This window comes from Pseudomonas putida (assembly GCF_050990305.1).
Lineage (GTDB): Bacteria > Pseudomonadota > Gammaproteobacteria > Pseudomonadales > Pseudomonadaceae > Aquipseudomonas > Aquipseudomonas putida_AH.
The window spans coordinates 3,303,030-3,320,015 of sequence record NZ_CP158817.1 but is presented as its reverse complement, the minus strand read 5'-3'; the positions used below and the strand labels follow the sequence as shown (position 1 = coordinate 3,320,015).

The 16,986-nt window shown below is 63.1% G+C and carries 13 protein-coding genes; 10 read left to right on the top strand and 3 right to left on the bottom strand.

All coding sequences use genetic code 11. The annotated features are described in order from the left end of the window. Nucleotides 1-18 precede the first annotated feature (18 nt). The 10 genes from ABTV22_RS14955 to ABTV22_RS14910 all read left to right on the top strand — a co-directional run bounded on the left by ABTV22_RS14955 (nt 19) and on the right by ABTV22_RS14910 (nt 13,145). Entirely contained in the window at nt 19-2,118 is a 2,100-nt protein-coding gene (locus ABTV22_RS14955; RefSeq protein WP_433735289.1) for an acetate--CoA ligase family protein, read from the top strand. 10 nt (nt 2,119-2,128) lie between these two features. Next, a complete protein-coding gene (locus ABTV22_RS14950; protein WP_433735288.1) occupies nt 2,129-3,736 on the top strand; it encodes a 5-guanidino-2-oxopentanoate decarboxylase in 1,608 nt (535 codons plus the stop codon). A 141-nt stretch (nt 3,737-3,877) separates the two neighbouring features. After that, on the top strand, nt 3,878-5,068 hold the full coding sequence (locus ABTV22_RS14945; protein ID WP_433735287.1) for a pyridoxal phosphate-dependent aminotransferase: 1,191 nt from the start codon (nt 3,878-3,880) through the stop codon (nt 5,066-5,068). After that, a complete protein-coding gene (locus ABTV22_RS14940; protein WP_433735286.1) occupies nt 5,061-6,476 on the top strand; it encodes an aldehyde dehydrogenase family protein in 1,416 nt (471 codons plus the stop codon). Before ABTV22_RS14945 ends, ABTV22_RS14940 begins: the two co-directional genes overlap by 8 nt. A 97-nt stretch (nt 6,477-6,573) precedes the next feature. Continuing rightward, the gene (locus ABTV22_RS14935) at nt 6,574-8,175 is read left to right on the top strand and encodes an ABC transporter substrate-binding protein (RefSeq protein ID WP_433735285.1); all 1,602 of its coding nucleotides are present in this window, start codon (nt 6,574-6,576) and stop codon (nt 8,173-8,175) included. A gap of 148 nt (nt 8,176-8,323) precedes the next feature. Continuing rightward, on the top strand, nt 8,324-9,283 hold the full coding sequence (locus ABTV22_RS14930; protein ID WP_433735284.1) for an ABC transporter permease: 960 nt from the start codon (nt 8,324-8,326) through the stop codon (nt 9,281-9,283). A 3-nt stretch (nt 9,284-9,286) separates the two neighbouring features. Further along, nucleotides 9,287-10,114, top strand: a complete 828-nt coding sequence (locus ABTV22_RS14925) for an ABC transporter permease (RefSeq protein ID WP_433735283.1) — start codon at nt 9,287-9,289, stop codon at nt 10,112-10,114. Nucleotides 10,115-10,116: 2 nt separating this feature from the next. Then, nucleotides 10,117-11,760 (top strand): ABC transporter ATP-binding protein, encoded by a 1,644-nt coding sequence (locus ABTV22_RS14920; protein ID WP_433735282.1) that lies wholly within the window; start codon nt 10,117-10,119, stop codon nt 11,758-11,760. A 9-nt stretch (nt 11,761-11,769) separates the two neighbouring features. Further along, entirely contained in the window at nt 11,770-12,480 is a 711-nt protein-coding gene (locus ABTV22_RS14915; RefSeq protein ID WP_433735281.1) for an NAD(P)H-dependent oxidoreductase, read from the top strand. A gap of 209 nt (nt 12,481-12,689) precedes the next feature. Beyond that, nucleotides 12,690-13,145 (top strand): hypothetical protein, encoded by a 456-nt coding sequence (locus ABTV22_RS14910; RefSeq protein ID WP_433735280.1) that lies wholly within the window; start codon nt 12,690-12,692, stop codon nt 13,143-13,145. A 112-nt stretch (nt 13,146-13,257) separates the two neighbouring features. Here the strand turns inward: ABTV22_RS14910 and ABTV22_RS14905 are convergent, their stop codons facing one another. From ABTV22_RS14905 to ABTV22_RS14895, 3 genes are read right to left on the bottom strand one after another with little or no spacing between them, the layout of a single operon-like run. Then, nucleotides 13,258-14,286, bottom strand: coding sequence for a DUF2955 domain-containing protein (locus ABTV22_RS14905; RefSeq protein WP_433735279.1), 1,029 nt, complete (start codon nt 14,284-14,286; stop codon nt 13,258-13,260). Beyond that, a complete protein-coding gene (locus ABTV22_RS14900; RefSeq protein ID WP_433735278.1) occupies nt 14,276-15,409 on the bottom strand; it encodes an HlyD family secretion protein in 1,134 nt (377 codons plus the stop codon). Before ABTV22_RS14900 ends, ABTV22_RS14905 begins: the two co-directional genes overlap by 11 nt. Further along, nucleotides 15,402-16,931 carry a TolC family protein gene (locus ABTV22_RS14895; RefSeq protein ID WP_433735277.1) on the bottom strand — a complete coding sequence of 510 codons (1,530 nt, stop codon included), beginning with the start codon at nt 16,929-16,931 and terminating at the stop codon, nt 15,402-15,404. Before ABTV22_RS14895 ends, ABTV22_RS14900 begins: the two co-directional genes overlap by 8 nt. Between the last annotated feature and the right edge of the window lie 55 nt (nt 16,932-16,986).

Sequence of the window (16,986 nt, the reverse complement as noted above, 5' to 3'; positions counted from 1 at the left end):
TCGCTCCGGAGAATTCCCATGTCGCAATCGATTCGTGACAACCTCAAACGCATGCTCGCACCGCGCCACGTGGCGTTCGTCGGCGGCCGCAGCATGGCGCGCGCCCTAAAGCGCTGTGCCGAAGGTGGTTTTGCAGGGCAAATGTGGCTGGTCAATCCGCAAAATGACAGCCTCGAAGGCGTGCCTTGCGTGCGCAGTATTTCCGACCTGCCTTGCGGGCCGGACGCGGTGTTCATCGCCACCAACCGTGAACTGACCCTGACCTGCGTCGCCGAACTGGCCGCCATCGGTACCGGCGGCGCCATCTGCTACGCCTCGGGTTTCGCTGAGGTCGGCGCCGAAGGCCAGGCCCTGCAACGCCAGCTGCTGGAAGCGGCCGGCAACATGGCCTTGCTCGGCCCCAACTGCTACGGCCTGCTGGACTACCTGCACAGCTGCGCGCTGTGGCCGGTGGCCCATGGCGGCAAGGCAGTGGAGAAGGGCGTGGCGGTGCTGACCCAGAGCGGCAACTTTGCCTACAACCTGTCCATGAGTGACCGCTCGCTGCCGGTGGCCTACATGGCCTCGGTGGGCAATCAGGCGCAGCTGGGCGTGGCCGAGCTGATGGACGTGCTGCTCGACGAACCTCGGGTCACTGCTATCGGCCTGCATCTGGAAGGCCTGAAGAACGTGCCGGGTTTCGCTCGCGCCGCGCACAAGGCACTGGAGAAGGGCATCCCGATTATCGCCCTGAAAACCGGCGTGTCGCAGATCGGTGCCGAACTGGCCCTGAGTCACACCAGTTCGCTGTCCGGTTCCGATGCGCTGTACGACGCACTGTTCGACCGTCTCGGCGTGATCCGCGTCAGCGGCCCGGTGAGCTTCGTCGAAACCCTGAAAGCTGCGGCTTGCGGCAACCTGCCGGCGGGCGACAGCCTGATCGCGCTGGCCTGCTCCGGTGGCGACGCCGGGCTGATTGCCGACTACTCCGAACGCAATGAACTGAGCCTGCCCAAACTCGACGCAGGACAAGTCGGCGAATTGGCGCAAGTCCTGCCCAGCTACGCCAACCTGGTCAACCCGCTGGACTTCACCACGGCGATCTGGGGCGACGGCGAGGCCTTGAACCGCATGCTCGACAGCGCCCTGCGTACCGAAGCGGACGCGGCGATGCTGGTGCTCGACTACCCGGCCGAATATACCGGTGAGCGCAAGGAATGCGACCTGTTGCTGGACCTGTACTGCAAGGCGCTGGAACGCCATGGCAAGACTGGCTTCGTTACATCGGCCTTCCCCGAGCTATTGCCGCCGCACGCCCGTGAGCGTCTGCATGCCCAAGGCGTGGCAGCATTGCAGGGCGTCGAAGACGGCCTGGCCGCCTGGGGTCGCATCGCTGGTTATCAGCGCAACCGTCAGGCCCTGCTGGCCCTCGGCGAATCGGCACTGGTGCCGCTGTGCCCGCAGGCGCTGGAAGGCGAAGGCCAACTGCTCAACGAATGGGACTCCAAACAGGCCTTGCGCCAGTTCGGTCTGCCGACGCCAAACGGTGTCTTGAGCTCGCCCGCCAATGCACTCAAGGACGCGCAAAAGCTCGGTTATCCGCTGGTCCTCAAAGCGGTCAGCGCACAACTGCCGCACAAGACCGAAGCCGGTGCCGTGGCCTTGAACCTCAAGGACGACAACGCCCTGAGCGCTGCGTTGGAAACCATGCGCGCCAGCATCAAGGCCTACGCGCCGCAAGTGCCATTCGATCAACTGCTGCTCGAGCCCATGGCCAAGCCGCCATTGGCCGAACTGATCGTCGGCATCAAGCGCGAAAATGATTTCGGCCTGGCTTTGGTGATAGGCGCTGGCGGGATTCTGGTGGAACTGCTCAAGGACAGTCGCAGCCTGTTGCTGCCGACCACCGACGGCGCGATTCGCCAAGCGTTATTGAGCCTGCGCAGCGCCGCGCTGTTGCAAGGCTTCCGTGGTCGCGAGGTAGCGAATCTTGAGGCGTTGGTGTCGGCCATTCGTGCCGTGGCCGATTACGCCTGCGAAAACGCCGCGCAATTGCTGGAACTCGATGTGAACCCATTGTTGGTCGGCGCCGATGGCACGACTGCGGTCGACGCGTTGATCCGCCTCGCCCATGAATGAGGACCTGAACATGCAAAGCAAAACCTTGACCGGTGGCCAGGCGCTGGTGCGCCTGCTGGCCAACTACGGCGTCGACACTGTGTTCGGCATTCCCGGCGTGCACACGTTGGAGCTGTATCGCGGTTTGCCCGGCAGCGGCATCCGCCACGTGCTGACCCGGCATGAGCAGGGCGCCAGTTTCATGGCCGACGGCTATGCCCGTGTCAGTGGTAAACCCGGCGTGTGCTTCGTCATCACCGGGCCCGGCGTGACCAATGCCGCCACCGGTATCGGCCAGGCCTACGCCGATTCGATTCCAATGCTGGTGATTTCCAGCGTCAACCACACCGCCAGCCTCGGTAAGGGCTGGGGCATCCTCCACGAATGCCAGGATCAGCAGGGCCTGACCGCGCCGATTACCGCGTTCTCGGCGGTGGCCCTGACCGCTGAAGACCTGCCGGAACTGGTTGCCCGTGCCTACGCGGTGTTCGACAGCGAGCGCCCGCGCCCGGTGCACATCTCGGTGCCGCTGGACGTGCTGGCGGCTCCGGTGGCCCGTGACTGGAGCAACGAAGTCGTGCGCCGTCCGGGACGCGGCACACCAGCGGCCAGTCTGCTGGACGAAGCCGTGGCCAAACTGCAGGGCGCCAAACGGCCAATGATCATCGCCGGTGGCGGTGCCTTGAATGCAACCTCCCAGTTGCAGGAACTGAGCACCCGTCTGGCCGCGCCGCTGTTCACCAGCGTCGCCGGCAAAGGCCTGTTGCCACCGGACGCGCCGCTCAATGCCGGTTCGTCCCTGTGCGTGGAGCCGGGCTGGAACCTGATCGCCGAGGCCGACGTGGTGCTGGTGGTCGGCACCGAGATGGCCGACACCGATTACTGGCGCGAGCGCCTGCCGCTCACCGGCGAAGTGCTGCGGGTAGATATTGATTCGCGCAAGTTCAACGACTTCTACCCCTGCGCCGTGGCGCTGCAGGGCGATGCGCAACAGACGCTGGCGGCCTTGCTGGAGCGGCTTCCAAACGATGTACGCAACGCCGAAGCAGCCGCTGCCAAAGTCGCGGCACTGCGTGAAGCGATTCAGGCCGGTCACGGCCCGTTGCAGTCGATCCACCAGGCGATTCTGCAACGCATCGCCGCCGAACTGCCCGCCGATGCCTTCATCAGCACCGACATGACCCAACTGGCCTACACCGGCAACTACGCCTTCGCCAGCCAGGCCACCCGCAGCTGGTTGCACCCGACGGGCTACGGCACTTTGGGCTACGGCTTGCCTGCCGGGATCGGCGCCAAGTTCGGCGCGCCGCAGCGTCCGGGGCTGGTGCTGGTGGGTGACGGCGGTTTCCTCTACACCGCGCAGGAACTGGCGACGGCGGTCGAAGAGCTGGACAGCCCGCTGGTGGTGCTGCTGTGGAACAACGATGCCTTGGGGCAGATCCGCGACGACATGCTGGGCCTGGACATCGAGCCGATTGGCGTGCTGCCGCGCAACCCGGACTTCGCGGCCCTCGGTCGTGCCTTCGGTTGCACGGTGAACCAGCCGCAAAGCCTGGCCGAGCTGCAAACCGACCTGCGCCATGGCTTCAAGCGCAACGGTGTGACCCTGATCGAACTCAAGCACGCCTGCGCGCACTGAGATCCCTGATCTCACTGTAGGAGCGAGCATGCTCGCGATGGACTTCAACGATAACGCGCTCTGTCTGAATGACCGGGTTGCCCAGACGTTTTTCGCGAGCATGCTCGCTCCTACGGGATCGTATTTATTAGGAGGAAGGCCATGCGCTTTTCCGATCTGACCCAGCGTATTGCCGGTGACGGCGCCGCCGCCTGGGATATTCACTACCGCGCACTGGCCATGATGGAGCAGGGCAAAGATGTCCTGCTGCTCTCGGTGGGCGACCCGGATTTCGACACCCCGCAACCCATCGTGCAGGGCGCCATCGACAGCCTGTTGTCCGGCAACACTCACTACGCCGAGGTGCGCGGCAAGCGTGCCTTGCGTGAAGCCATCGCCAAACGCCACCGCCAGCGCAGTGGCCAGCCAGTAACGGCCGATGAAGTCACGGTGCTGGCCGGCGCGCAGTGCGCGCTGTTCAGCGTGGCCCAGTGCGTGCTCAATCCCGGCGATGAAGTGATCGTCGCCGAACCGATGTACGTCACCTATGAAGCGGTGTTCGGCGCTTGCGGTGCCGTGGTGGTGCCGGTGCCGGTGCGTTCGGAGAACGGTTTCCGCGTTCTGGCTGAAGACGTGGCTGCGCGCATCACCCCGCGTACCCGCGCCCTGGCCCTGAACAGCCCGCACAACCCGTCCGGTGCCAGTCTGCCGCGCAGTACCTGGCAAGCGCTGGCCGAACTGTGCATCGCACATGACCTGTGGCTGATTTCCGATGAGGTCTACAGCGAACTGCTGTTTGAAGGTGAACACGTCAGCCCGGCGAGCTTGCCGGGCATGGCTGAGCGCACTGCGACCCTCAACAGTCTGTCCAAATCCCACGCCATGACCGGTTGGCGCGTCGGCTGGGTGGTGGCGCCGCCATCGCTCTCTGCGCACCTGGAAAACCTTGCGTTGTGCATGCTTTACGGCTCGCCGGATTTCATTCAGGACGCCGCCGTGGTGGCCCTGGAAGCCGAACTGCCGGAACTGGACAGCATGCGCGAAGCCTATCGCGAACGTCGTGATCTGGTCTGCGAAAGCCTGGCTGATTGCCCCGGTGTGCGGGCGCTGAAGCCCGATGGCGGCATGTTCGTGATGGTCGATATCCGCGAAACCGGGCTCAGCGCCCAAGCGTTTGCCGATCGTTTGCTGGATCGCCATGGCGTCTCGGTCCTGGCCGGCGAAGCCTTCGGGCCGAGCGCTGCCGGACATATTCGTCTCGGGCTGGTGGTAGGTGCCGCGCCATTGCGCGATGCCTGCCAACGTATCGCCCGCTGCGCTAAAGAACTGATGGAGGCTGAGGTTGATGCTTGATTACAAGGCACTGTTTATCGATGGTCGCTGGCAAAATCCGTCTGGCCAGGGCATCGCCGAGGTGATCAACCCGGCCACCGAGGAAGTCGCCGGCAGCGTACCGCTGGGCGATGAGCGCGATGTCGACAACGCCGTGGCGGCGGCGCGCAAGGCCTTCGCGTCCTGGTCGCGTACGCCGTCCAGCGTGCGCGCCGGGTACATTCGCGCACTGGCCGAACAACTCAAAACCCGCGCTGATGAAATGGCCGCAGTCATCACCACCGAGTTGGGCATGCCGGTGCAATGGTCGCGTTCGGTGCAGGTGGACGGGCCGATCGTTGGTCTGGAGCAATACGTCGAACTCGCCGGCTTGATGGACGAAGTGCGCGAAGTCGGCAACTCGCTGGTCATCCGCGAAGCGGTGGGCGTCTGTGCGTTCATCAACCCGTGGAATTACCCGCTGCACCAGTTGATCGGCAAGCTTGCCCCGGCATTGGCCGCCGGTTGCACGGTGGTGGTCAAGCCGAGCCAGGACACGCCGCTGCACGCCTTTTTGCTGGCGCAAATGATCGAAGACATCGGCCTGCCTGCCGGCGTGTTCAACCTCGTCAGCGGCCCGGGCTCGAAAGTCGGCGAGGCCCTGGCCAAGCACCCGGACGTGGACATGGTGTCGTTCACCGGTTCCACCGGCGCCGGTGTGCGGGTGTCCCAGGCGGCGGCACCTTCGGTCAAGCGCGTGTGCCTGGAACTGGGCGGCAAGTCGGCGTTGCTGATTGCCGAAGATGCTGATCTGGATGCGGCGGTGCGCTACGGCGTGCAGGACGTGATGATCAACTCCGGGCAGACCTGCACCGCCTTGACCCGCATGCTGCTGCCGGCCAGCCGTTACGCCCAAGCCGTGGAAATTGCGCTGGAGGAAACCCTCAGCCTGAAGATGGGTGACCCATTGGATCCGCAGAGCTTCCTCGGCCCGATGTGTTCCGCCGGGCAACGTCGCACGGTGCTCGATTACATCAAGATCGGTCAGGAAGAGGGTGCACGCCTGCTGTGCGGCGGTAACGCGACGCCGGACTTCGAGCGTGGCTATTACGTCAGCCCGACACTGTTCGCGGATGTCGATAACAGCATGCGTATCGCCCAGGAAGAAATCTTCGGACCGGTGCTGTGCCTGATCCCTTATGAAAACGAGGCGCAGGCGATCCAGATTGCCAACGACTCGCCGTTCGGCCTCTCCAGCGGTGTCTGGGCCGGCAGCAAGGAGCGGGCGCTGGAACTGGGGCGGCAACTGCGGGCAGGCCAATGCTTCCTCAATGGCGCGGCTTTCAACTACCAGGCGCCGTTCGGTGGCTACAAACAATCGGGTAATGGACGTGAGTGGGGGGAAGAGGGGCTCAGCGAATTCGTCGAAGTGAAGGCGATTCAGGTGTGACCGTTGGACATTCAAAGATAAATCGCACCGGGCCCAGGCCCGGTGTTTTGCGTGGTTTTGATCAGGTATTTCATTAGCTTTTATCAGGGGCAATGCAATGAGCGATAACAAAAACAAGATTACTCAAGCGAACCACGAACTCAGCTTTCCGCGCCGCGACTTCTTGAAGTACAGTGCAGCGGCGGCCGCAGTGGCCGGGGCGTTCTCCATGGGCCTGCCGTTTGGCGCCTTTGCTGCAGAAGCCACGCCAAAGCCTGGTGGCGTCCTGCGCCTGGGCCTGGCCGGTGGCAGCACCACCGACTCCAAGGACCCTGGCTCCTGGGCCGACACCTTCACCTTTGTTGGGTTCTCGGCGGTCTATAACACCCTGACCGAAATCGCTGTCGACGGTACCGCGATCCCTGAGTTGGCCGAAAGCTGGACCTCGACCCCGGACGCGCGCATCTGGACCTTCAAGCTGCACCAAGGCGTGACCTTCCACAACGGCAAGACCCTGGACGCCAACGATGTAGTGGCCTCGATCCAGCATCACCTCGGAGAGAAATCCACCTCGGCGGCCAAGACCGTGTTGGGCGACGTGGCCAAGGTCAGCGCCAACGGCAGCGACAGCGTGGTGTTCGAACTGCACTCGGGCAATGCCGACTTCTCCTACGTGGTTGCCGATTACCACCTGGTGATCATGCCGAGCAAGGACGGGGTGCCGGACTGGCAGGCCGGTGTTGGTACCGGCGGCTATCGCCTCAAGGACTTCGAGCCGGGCGTGCGCATGACCCTGGAACGCAGCCCCGATTACTGGAAACCCGGCCGCGCGCACTTCGCCAGTGCCGAGCTGATCGCCATCGCCGACGGCGCCGCGCGGGTCAATGCGCTGGTCACCGGGCAGGTGGATGTGATCAACAAGGTCGACTTGAAAACCGTGTCATTGCTCAAGCGCAATCCGAACCTGGTCATCGAAGAGACCAAGGGCGCGCAGCACTACACCTTCCCGATGCTCACCGACAGCCAGGCTTTCCAGAACAACGACGTACGCCTGGCGATGAAGTACGCGATCAACCGCGAAACCTTGCTGGCGTCGGTGCTGTACGGCTACGGCCTGGTGGGTAACGACCATCCGATCCAGCCTGGCAGCCGCTTCATCAACACCGCACTGGAGCAGCGCACCTACGATCCGGACAAGTCGCGATTCCACCTGAAAAAGGCCGGCCTGGATTCGCTCAAGGTGCGCCTGCAAGCCTCCGATGCGGCCTACACCGGCGCTGTCGACGCATCGGTACTGTTCAAGGAGCAGGCCCGCGCGGCCGGGATCGACATCGATGTGGTGCGCGAACCGGCGGACGGTTTCTTCTCCAACGTCTGGAACAAACAACCGTTCACCACTTCGTTCTGGTACAGCAGCCTGACCGCCGACCGCATGTTCAGCATCGGCTACGCCAAGGGCGCGGCCTGGAACGAAACCCACTGGGACAACCCGCGCTTCAACCAGTTGCTCAACGCCGCCCGCGGCGAAATGAACGAGCCGCTGCGCCGCGAGATGTACAACGAAATGCAGGCGCTGTGCCGGGACGAAGGCGGGGCGATTGTGCCGTTGTTTGCCAGCTCCGTGGCCGCGCGCTCCAACCGCGTGGTTCATGGCGGGCAGACCGCGCCGTACGGTGAACTCGATGGCCTGCGCGTCATCGAGCGCTGGTGGCAGGCATAAGCGCAAGATCACCCCTGTAGGAGCCGGCTTGCTGGCGATAGCGCCCACATTGTCGGCGCAAGGCCCAAACCTGCTATCGCCAGCAAGCCGGCTCCTACGGTTAGAGATTTGTGGTGTTTGCAAGTGAGCCTATTTAAGGAATTACGCAGTGAACAGTATTTTCAAGCTGCTACTTCAGCGTTTGGCATTGGGGCTGTTATCGCTGTTCGCGGTGTCAGTGATCATTTTTCTCGCGGTCGGCATGCTGCCGGGCGATATCGCCCAGGCCATGCTCGGCCAGGCCGCCACCCCGGAAACCGTGGCGGCGTACCGGGCGCAACTGGGGCTGGACCTGCCGCCGCTGACCCGTTTTGGGCACTGGATCTGGCAATTGCTGCACGGTGACCTGGGCATGTCGCTGGCCAACCAGCGGCCCATCGCCGAACTGGTCGGCAGGCGGTTGGGCAACACCTTCAGTCTGGCATTGCTGGCGGCGCTGATCTCGGTGCCGCTGGCCCTGTTGTTGGGGATGCTCGCAGCTCTGTATCGCAACAGCTGGTTCGACCGCCTGCTCAACACCTCGGCCCTGAGCGCTGTGTCGTTCCCCGAGTTCTTCGTCGCCTACATCCTGATCCTGGTGTTCGCGGTGAAGCTCAACTGGTTCCCGAGCATTTCCAACCTGTCGCCGGACGCCTCCCTTGGTGAGGTGCTGGAACGCTCGGTGCTGCCGGTGGCGACCCTGAGTCTGGTGGTGATCGCGCAGATGATGCGCATGACCCGCGCCTCCCTGATCAACCTGCTGGCCAGCCCCTACATCGAAATGGCCCGGCTCAAGGGCATCAGCCAATCGCGGATCATCTTCCACCATGCATTGCCCAATGCCTTGGCACCGATCGTCAATGTCGTGGCACTGAACCTGGCCTACTTGGTAGTGGGTGTAGTCGTCGTTGAAGTGGTGTTCGTCTATCCGGGCCTCGGCCAGTTGCTGGTGGATTCGGTGGCCAAGCGCGACATTCCGGTGGTGCAGGCCTGCAGCCTGATCTTCGCCGCGACCTACATCCTGCTCAACACCAGTGCCGACGTGCTGTCGATTGCCAGCAACCCGCGCCTGATGCATCCGAAGGGGTAAGCCATGAGCCTTTTAAAACAAATAGTGCGGGCGCCACTGAGCGCCCAATTCGGACTGCTGGTGATCGTGCTGTACATCCTCGTCGCCGTGTTCGCGCCGGTACTCGCGCCGTTCGGCGAAACCCAGGTGGTGGGCGAGGGCTTCGCGCCGTGGGGCGGGCAGTTCCTGCTGGGCACCGATAACTTGGGGCGCGACATGTTCAGCCGCCTGGTCTACGGCGCGCGCAACACCCTGGGGATTGCCTTCCTGACCACGGTGCTGGCGTTCCTGCTCGGCGGTTTGAGCGGGCTGATCGCGGCCATCAAGGGCGGCGCGATCGATCAGGGCCTGTCACGGGTGGTGGACATCCTGACGGCGATTCCGCAATTGATCTTCGCCTTGCTGATTCTCAGCGTGGTTGGCACCAACGCCACGTCGCTGGTGCTGGTGATTGCGTTGCTGGACGCCACCCGTGTGTTTCGCCTCTCGCGGGCGGTGGCAATGAACGTGGTGGTGCAGGATTTCGTCGAAGCGGCGCGCCTGCGCGGTGAAGGCCTGTGGTGGCTGGTCACCCGCGAAGTGCTGCCCAACGCCGCCGCGCCATTGATTGCCGAATTCGGCCTGCGTTTTTGCTTCGTGTTCCTGTTCATCAGTGCGCTGTCGTTCCTGGGCCTTGGCATTCAACCGCCGACAGCCGACTGGGGCAGCATGGTGCGCGACAACGCCGTGCTGATCACCTTTGGCGACATCAGCCCGTTGCTGCCTGCATTGGCCGTGGCCCTGATCACTGTGAGCGTCAATTTCGTCGTCGACTGGATGCTGCACAAATCCAGCGGCCTCAAGGAGTGCTGAATATGACGACAACCAAACCTTTGCTGGAAATCCGCGACTTGCATATCGAAGGGCACTACGAAGACGCCTGGCATCCGCTGATCAAAGGCATCGACCTGACCCTGCAGCGGGGCGAGGTGCTGGGGCTGATCGGTGAGTCCGGGGCGGGCAAGTCGACCCTCGGTCTGTCGGCCATGGGTTACACCCGTGACGGTTGCCGGATCACCGGTGGTTCGGTGAATTTCGACGGCAACGACCTGCTCAAGGCCAAGCCCGAAGCCCTGCGCCAGTTGCGCGGCCTGCGCATTGCCTACGTGGCACAGAGCGCGGCGGCCTCGTTCAACCCGGCCCATCGACTGATTGACCAGCACGTGGAAACCGCGGTGAAGAACGGCGGTATGAGCCGCGAGCAAGCGATGGCCGAGGCGGTGGAGTTGTACCGCGTGTTGCGTTTGCCCAACCCCGAGAAGATCGGCCAGCGTTATCCGCACCAGGTGTCCGGCGGGCAGCTGCAGCGGGTCATGACCGCCATGGCCATGGCCTGTCACCCGGACCTGATCATCTTCGACGAACCGACCACCGCGCTGGATGTGACCACCCAGATCGAAGTGCTGGCGGCGATTCGCGATGCAGTGAAGACCTACGGCAGCGCCGCGATCTACATCAGCCACGACCTGGCGGTGGTGGCGCAAATGGCCGACCGCATCATGGTGCTGCGCCACGGCAAGCTGGTGGAGGAGGCCGAAACTCGCAAGATGCTCGGCGACCCGCAGGAGGACTACACCAAGTCGCTGTGGGCGGTGCGCAGTTTCCGTACTGAACCCAAGGCCTGCCCGCACGAAGAAAAGCCGCTGCTGGAACTGCGCAACAGCTGCGCCAGCTACGGTCATCAGCCGGTGCTGCACGACGTTTCCTTGAAACTGTACAAGGGCCAGACCCTGGCGGTAATTGGCGAGTCCGGTAGCGGCAAGAGCTCCACGGCGCGACTGATCACCGGTTTGTTGCCGCCGACCTACGGCGAAGTGCTGTACGACGGCCAGCCTTTGCCGGCGGACTTCCGTCAGCGCAGCAAGGAGCAACTGCGGCGGATCCAGATGATCTACCAGATCCCGGACACCGCGCTCAATCCGCGCCAGCGCATCGTCGACATCATTGGCCGGCCGCTGACGTTCTATCTGGGGCTCAAGGGCAAGGCCATGCGCGCGCGGGTCGCCGAGTTACTGGAGATGATTGAACTGGACCCGGCCAAGTACATGGAGCGCCAGCCCCGCGAACTGTCCGGCGGGCAGAAGCAACGGGTCTGCATCGCCCGTGCCCTGGCGGCCGATCCGCAACTGATCATCTGCGACGAAGTCACCTCGGCCCTCGACCAACTGGTGGCCGAAGGTGTGCTCAAGCTGCTCAATCGCATTCAGCAACAGCTCGGTGTCGCTTACCTGTTCATCACCCACGATGTCGCCACCGTACGCGCGATTGCCGACGAAGTGCTGGTGATGCAAAAGGGCAGAGTGGTGGATCATGGTTCGCGCAGTGCAATATTCACTCCGCCGCACCAGGACTACACCGGACTGTTGTTTTCCTCCGAACCGCAAATGGACCCGGACTGGCTCGACCGCTTGTTGGCCAGCCGTGCCACGAATAAAAAACCTACGCTGGAAAAAGTCTAAGGAATCACCATGAAAGTATTGATCGTCCACGCTCATCCCGAGCCGAAATCCTTCACCGCCGCCCTGCGTGACCAGGCTGTGGCCACGCTTGAAGCCCAGGGCCACGAAGTGCAGGTCAGCGACCTGTACAAGATGAACTGGAACCCGGTGGCCAGCGACGCCGACTTCTCCTCCCGGGAAAACCCCGAGTATCTGGTGTATGCGCTCGAACAACGCTTGGGCGTGAAAAGCCAGTCGCTGGCGGCAGACATCCAGGGCGAACTGGACAAGCTGTTGTGGGCTGACCTGTTGATCCTCAACTTCCCGATCTTCTGGTTCTCCGCCCCGGCCATGCTCAAGGGCTGGATCGACCGGGTGCTGGTGTCGGGGATCTGCTATGGCGGCAAGCGTTTCTACGATCAGGGCGGGCTGGCAGGCAAGAAGGCGCTGGTGAGCGTGACCCTGGGCGGGCGTGAGCATATGTTCGGCGAGGATGCGATTCATGGTCCGTTGCAGGACATGCTGCGGCCGATCCTGCGCGGCACGCTGGCGTATGTCGGCTTCGACGTGCTTGAACCGTTCGTGGCCTGGCATGTGCCTTACATCAGCGATGAGGCACGTCAGCAATTCCTCAAGGACTACGCCTTGCGCCTGCAACACCTCAGCGATGATCAGCCACTGGCGTTTCCGAAACTGTCGCAGTTTGATGAGTCGCTCTACCCACTGACCACCAAGGCCTGATCACCACCGCCCCCCTGTAGGAGCTGAGCTTGCTCGCGATGACGTCCGAACAGCCAATGCTGCTGTGACTGTCTCACCGCTATCGCGAGCAAGCTCAGCGCCTACAAGTGATTGTTACCTGTAAATTTGGTGGTCGGCGTAAGAGACGTGGCGGGTGATCTACACTGATTTATCCAGATCAGCCGATCCGGCATAAGTCGGAGGTCATCATGAATAGGTTGTCACCCATCAGCTTGTGCGTCGTCTTGTCGATTTTCAGTGCCCAGGGTTGGGCCCAATCCGTTGTACCGCTCAAAGGCCAGAGTTCGCAACAGACCCAGTCGGACATCAACGAATGCAACAGCATCGCCGCCAGTCAGACGGCTTCGACGTCCACCACGCCTTCCGGAGGTCGAGTCAAGGGCGCCATGGTGGGCGCTGCCGCCGGAGCTACGGCCGCCCAAGTGCGCGGCAATCAACACGATGAAGTTTATGATCGTGTCGACAGCGACAGGCAGCAGGACTATCGGCAGAACCGCGCCAAGGAAACTGCCGCGGCCGGTGTCGTGGTCGGTGGATCGCGTCAGCGCCAGGAGCGGCGGGCGCAAAATAAAACCAATGCCGCCAATACCTCGACGGCGTACACCAGTTGCCTGCAGGGCAAGGGCTATCAGGTCAATCCCTGACAAACCCCAATCCCCCCGGTAGGAGCGAGCATGCTCGCGATGCACCAGAGAGCACCGCGGAGTATCAGGTTTCCCGCGTCATCGTTCGCGACCATCGCGAGCATGCTCGCTCCTACAGGAGACGGTGTGATTTTTGAACTCGGCGCTGTTCGAGCACATGCACCATCACGCACGCATACAAGGTCACCGCGATAAACAGACTCATGCGCACCGCAAACGCGGTGTAGACGTCTTTACCCGCCTCGCTGTCTTGCACCGATTGCCCCAGCAGGATAATCAGAGTGATCAGGGTGTTCATCCAGAATCCAGGGCTCCAGCGGCCGGGGCTCAGGCCGTAGAGCTTGCGCGCCAGGATCAGGCCGAACAGCAGCATCCATAGAAAGAACATCCACAGGTGCACGAACAGGCTCAGTGCACACCAGAACAGGATCGCCAACAGACCGCCGAGCAACGTAGATCCCAGCAGTTCGCGGCCGGCGCTGCGGGCCGAGGTGGTGGAGCTCTGTTGTCCCAGATTGACCGCCTTGAGCACGATCGGCAGGTAGCTGGCCGGGTCGATCAGCGCCAACAGGAAGGCTGGAATCACGATCAGGGTCGCGCGCAACGCCACCCGGTGCACTTCGTTCTCCGGCAAGGTTGGGGCGGCGGGTGGGGCAGGGGCATTGGCAGGTTCCGGGAACAACCCGTGGCTGACCACGCCAATCAGGATTGCCAGCAGCAGTCCGGCGACCAGTGCCTTGATGACCGTCAGCGCCAGGTCGAAGTCGGCGAATCCCGCTGACGAAATCATGGTGAGGCCGATCACCAGCAAGGTGACGATCAAGGCATTGCCGCCCCTCAAGCCAAAGCCAAATACCGCGAACAGGCAAAGCCCGATCAGCAGCACGCCACTGAACCCGTAATGCCGCAGCAGCGGAATCAGCAGCAGGCCGATGCCGGTGGTCAGCATCGCCACCAATCCCAGCACAATGGCCGCCTTGAACGACAACGGGCGGTTGAGGGAAACCAGCAACATTGCGCACAACACCGGTGCCAGAAACGGAATCGGCAACGCCAAGCCATAACTGGCTGCCAGGCATAGAGCGGTGCCGGTGGCCAGGCGCGCCGCGCGCTGGACCCTCGGCGAGCGTTCAGTAGGCATACGAAAGCCAGCTCATCAGCCCGAGGAAGATACGCCCCAGCGGATTGAGCACATTGCCCTCGGAAGGAAACGCCATCACCTCGGCCTGACCGCCGGCGCGAATCGAGCGGTTGTCCTTGAGCATGGCCAGTGACTCGGCGGAAAACTCGATGATCACCGGGAAGCGCTGGGCGGGTCGTAGCCAGTCGCGGCTGTTCTGCACCGTGGGCAAGGTGCCGGGAGCGGCCGGCTGACCCACGCTGACCCCGTAGCCGAGACTGCGCACGCGGCCCTCGAAGACTTCACCGGGCAACGCATCGAGCACAATGGACACCGGCGTATCGGGTTTGACCAGGCCCAGATTGTTCTCGGTCATGTCGGCGCTGATCCACACGTCATGGATCGCGATCAGGGTCATGACCGGATTGCCCGCGGCCGCAAACTGACCGACATCGGTACGCAGGTCCGTGATCAAACCGGCCGAGCGTGCGCGCACCTGGGTGTTGGACAGATCCAGTTCGGCTTTTGACAGGGCGGTGGCGGCGCTGCGCAGTTTGGCGTTGTCCTCCTCGCTGCCACCTTCGGTTTCACGGGCGCGCTGCACTTCGGCATGGGCCGCGGCGACCTTGCTGACGGCGGCTTCGTGGTTGGCGCGGGAGACTTCCAGCAGGCGCACGGAAATGGTGCCGGGGTCTTCGCGGTAAAGGCCTTCCAGCCGCTGGTTGTCCTGGCGGGCCTTGAGTTCGTTGGCCTGAGCGGCGCGCAGGTTAGCTTGCGCCGACGCGATGCCGGCGGTGCTGGCTCCGATCTGCCGGCGGGTTGATTCAAGGTCGGCACGGGCGCGGTCGACGGCGATCTGATAGGGCTGCGGATCGATCTCGAAGATGACTTCCCCGGCCTTGACGTCCTGGTTGTTGCGCACGTTGACGCGGATCACTCTGCCTGCGACTTCCGCCGCCACCGGAATCACGAAGGCGCCGACCCGCGCCTGTTGCGTGTAGGGCGTGAATCGATCCGCGAGGAAATACCAGGTCAGACTGAGAACGATCAGCAGCAATACCCACTTCACCCCGCTTTTTGTCGGGTCGGCGGCGGGCGGCGCTGGCGGCGGGGCGTCGGAGGAGGTAGGCGCGGCGTCAGTCATGTTGGGTTACCGGGTTGGGATAGGAGGCGGCGGGTTGGGGCTCGGACAGCAGGTCGCCCCAGTCGGTGCGTTGTTCCATTTGCTGGCGCGTGGCCGGGTCGATTTTGGCCTGGGCGCTGTACCAGCCACCGCCAAGGGCCTTGTACAAGGCAATCACGTTACTCACCGCGTCATTTCGGCTGACCAGGTAGCTGTCCTGGGTATCGAGCAGGGCGCGCTGGGCATCCAGCACCCGTTGAAAGTCCGAATAACCTTCGCGATACAACGTATTGGCCAACTCAAGCGAGCGTTTCGCCGCGCCTTCGGCTTCACGCAGAATGCGTTCGCGCTGCAAGGCCTGGGTCAGACCGTTGGCGGCATCGTCCGCCTCGCGCGCGGCTTGGCGCACTTTGTCGCGATAGGCTTCGATCAGTTGTTGCAAGCGTGCATCCTGCACCCGCACGTTGTTGCTGATGCGGCCGTAATCGAAGACATTCCAGCGCAGGCTCGGGCCGCCGATCAGGTCGAGGCTGCGGGAACTGCCGCTCAAGGTATCGGTGGACCAGACGATGCTGCCCAGCAGGCTCAGCGATGGGTAGAAATCGGTTTCGGCGACGCCCACCAGCGCCCCCTGCGCGGCGACATTCAACTCAGCGGCGCGTACATCGGGACGGCGCAGCAACAGTTGGGCCGGCACATCCTGTAGCACGGCGCGGTCTACCAACGGGATGAGTCCATTGTTCTCGACCACCAACGGCAGTTCACCCGGTGGCTGGCCGATCAGAACCGCCAGGGAATTGCGCAGACGCCCCAGTTGATCCTGCAGGATGGGAATACTGCTCAGGGTGCCCAGGTATTGGGTCTTGGCTTGTTGCAGGTCGAGTTCGGCGGTCTGTCCGCTTTTGAACAGTTTTTCGGTGATCTCGTAATTGCGTTCCTGCTGGCGGGCGTTTTCCTCGGCCACCCGCAGGCGAGCCTGGGTGGTGCGCAGGGAAAAGTAGCTGTCGGCGACCTGGGCACGCAGCAGGACCAGCGCGTCGTCATAGTTGGCTTCGGCAGCAAAATAGGCGGCATCGGACGCTTCGATGGCACGGCTGAAGCGGCCCCAGAAGTCCATTTCCCAGCCCACGTCGAAGCCGGCGCTGTGTTGCCAGAAGCGGCTGTCCACAGGATTGCGCCCGCCGGATTGATCGCGATGGACATACACACTGTCGGCACTGAGTTGCTGCAGTTGCGGGTAGCGGCCGCTTTCGGCGATGCCCAATTGCGCGCGCGCCTCCATAACCCGCAGGCCAATAATCCTCAGGCTGGAATTATTGGCGTCGGCTTCGGCAATCAATTGGTCCAGGGTCGGGTCGTCAAAAATCTCCCACCACTGGCGGATGTCCGGTTGCAGCGCTCGTTGACTGGCCTGATCAAGGTTTGGCGTATTCCAGTGATCGACCCAAGGCTCGGCAGGCGATTGGAAATCCGGCCCCAACCGTACGCAGCCTCCGAGGGCAAGCGCAGCACATAAAAGTAACGGGTTCAGACCTGGACGCATCGTGCGTTTCCGACCAAGGAATATCACAGCAGCATAGACGGCTGGACGACGGACG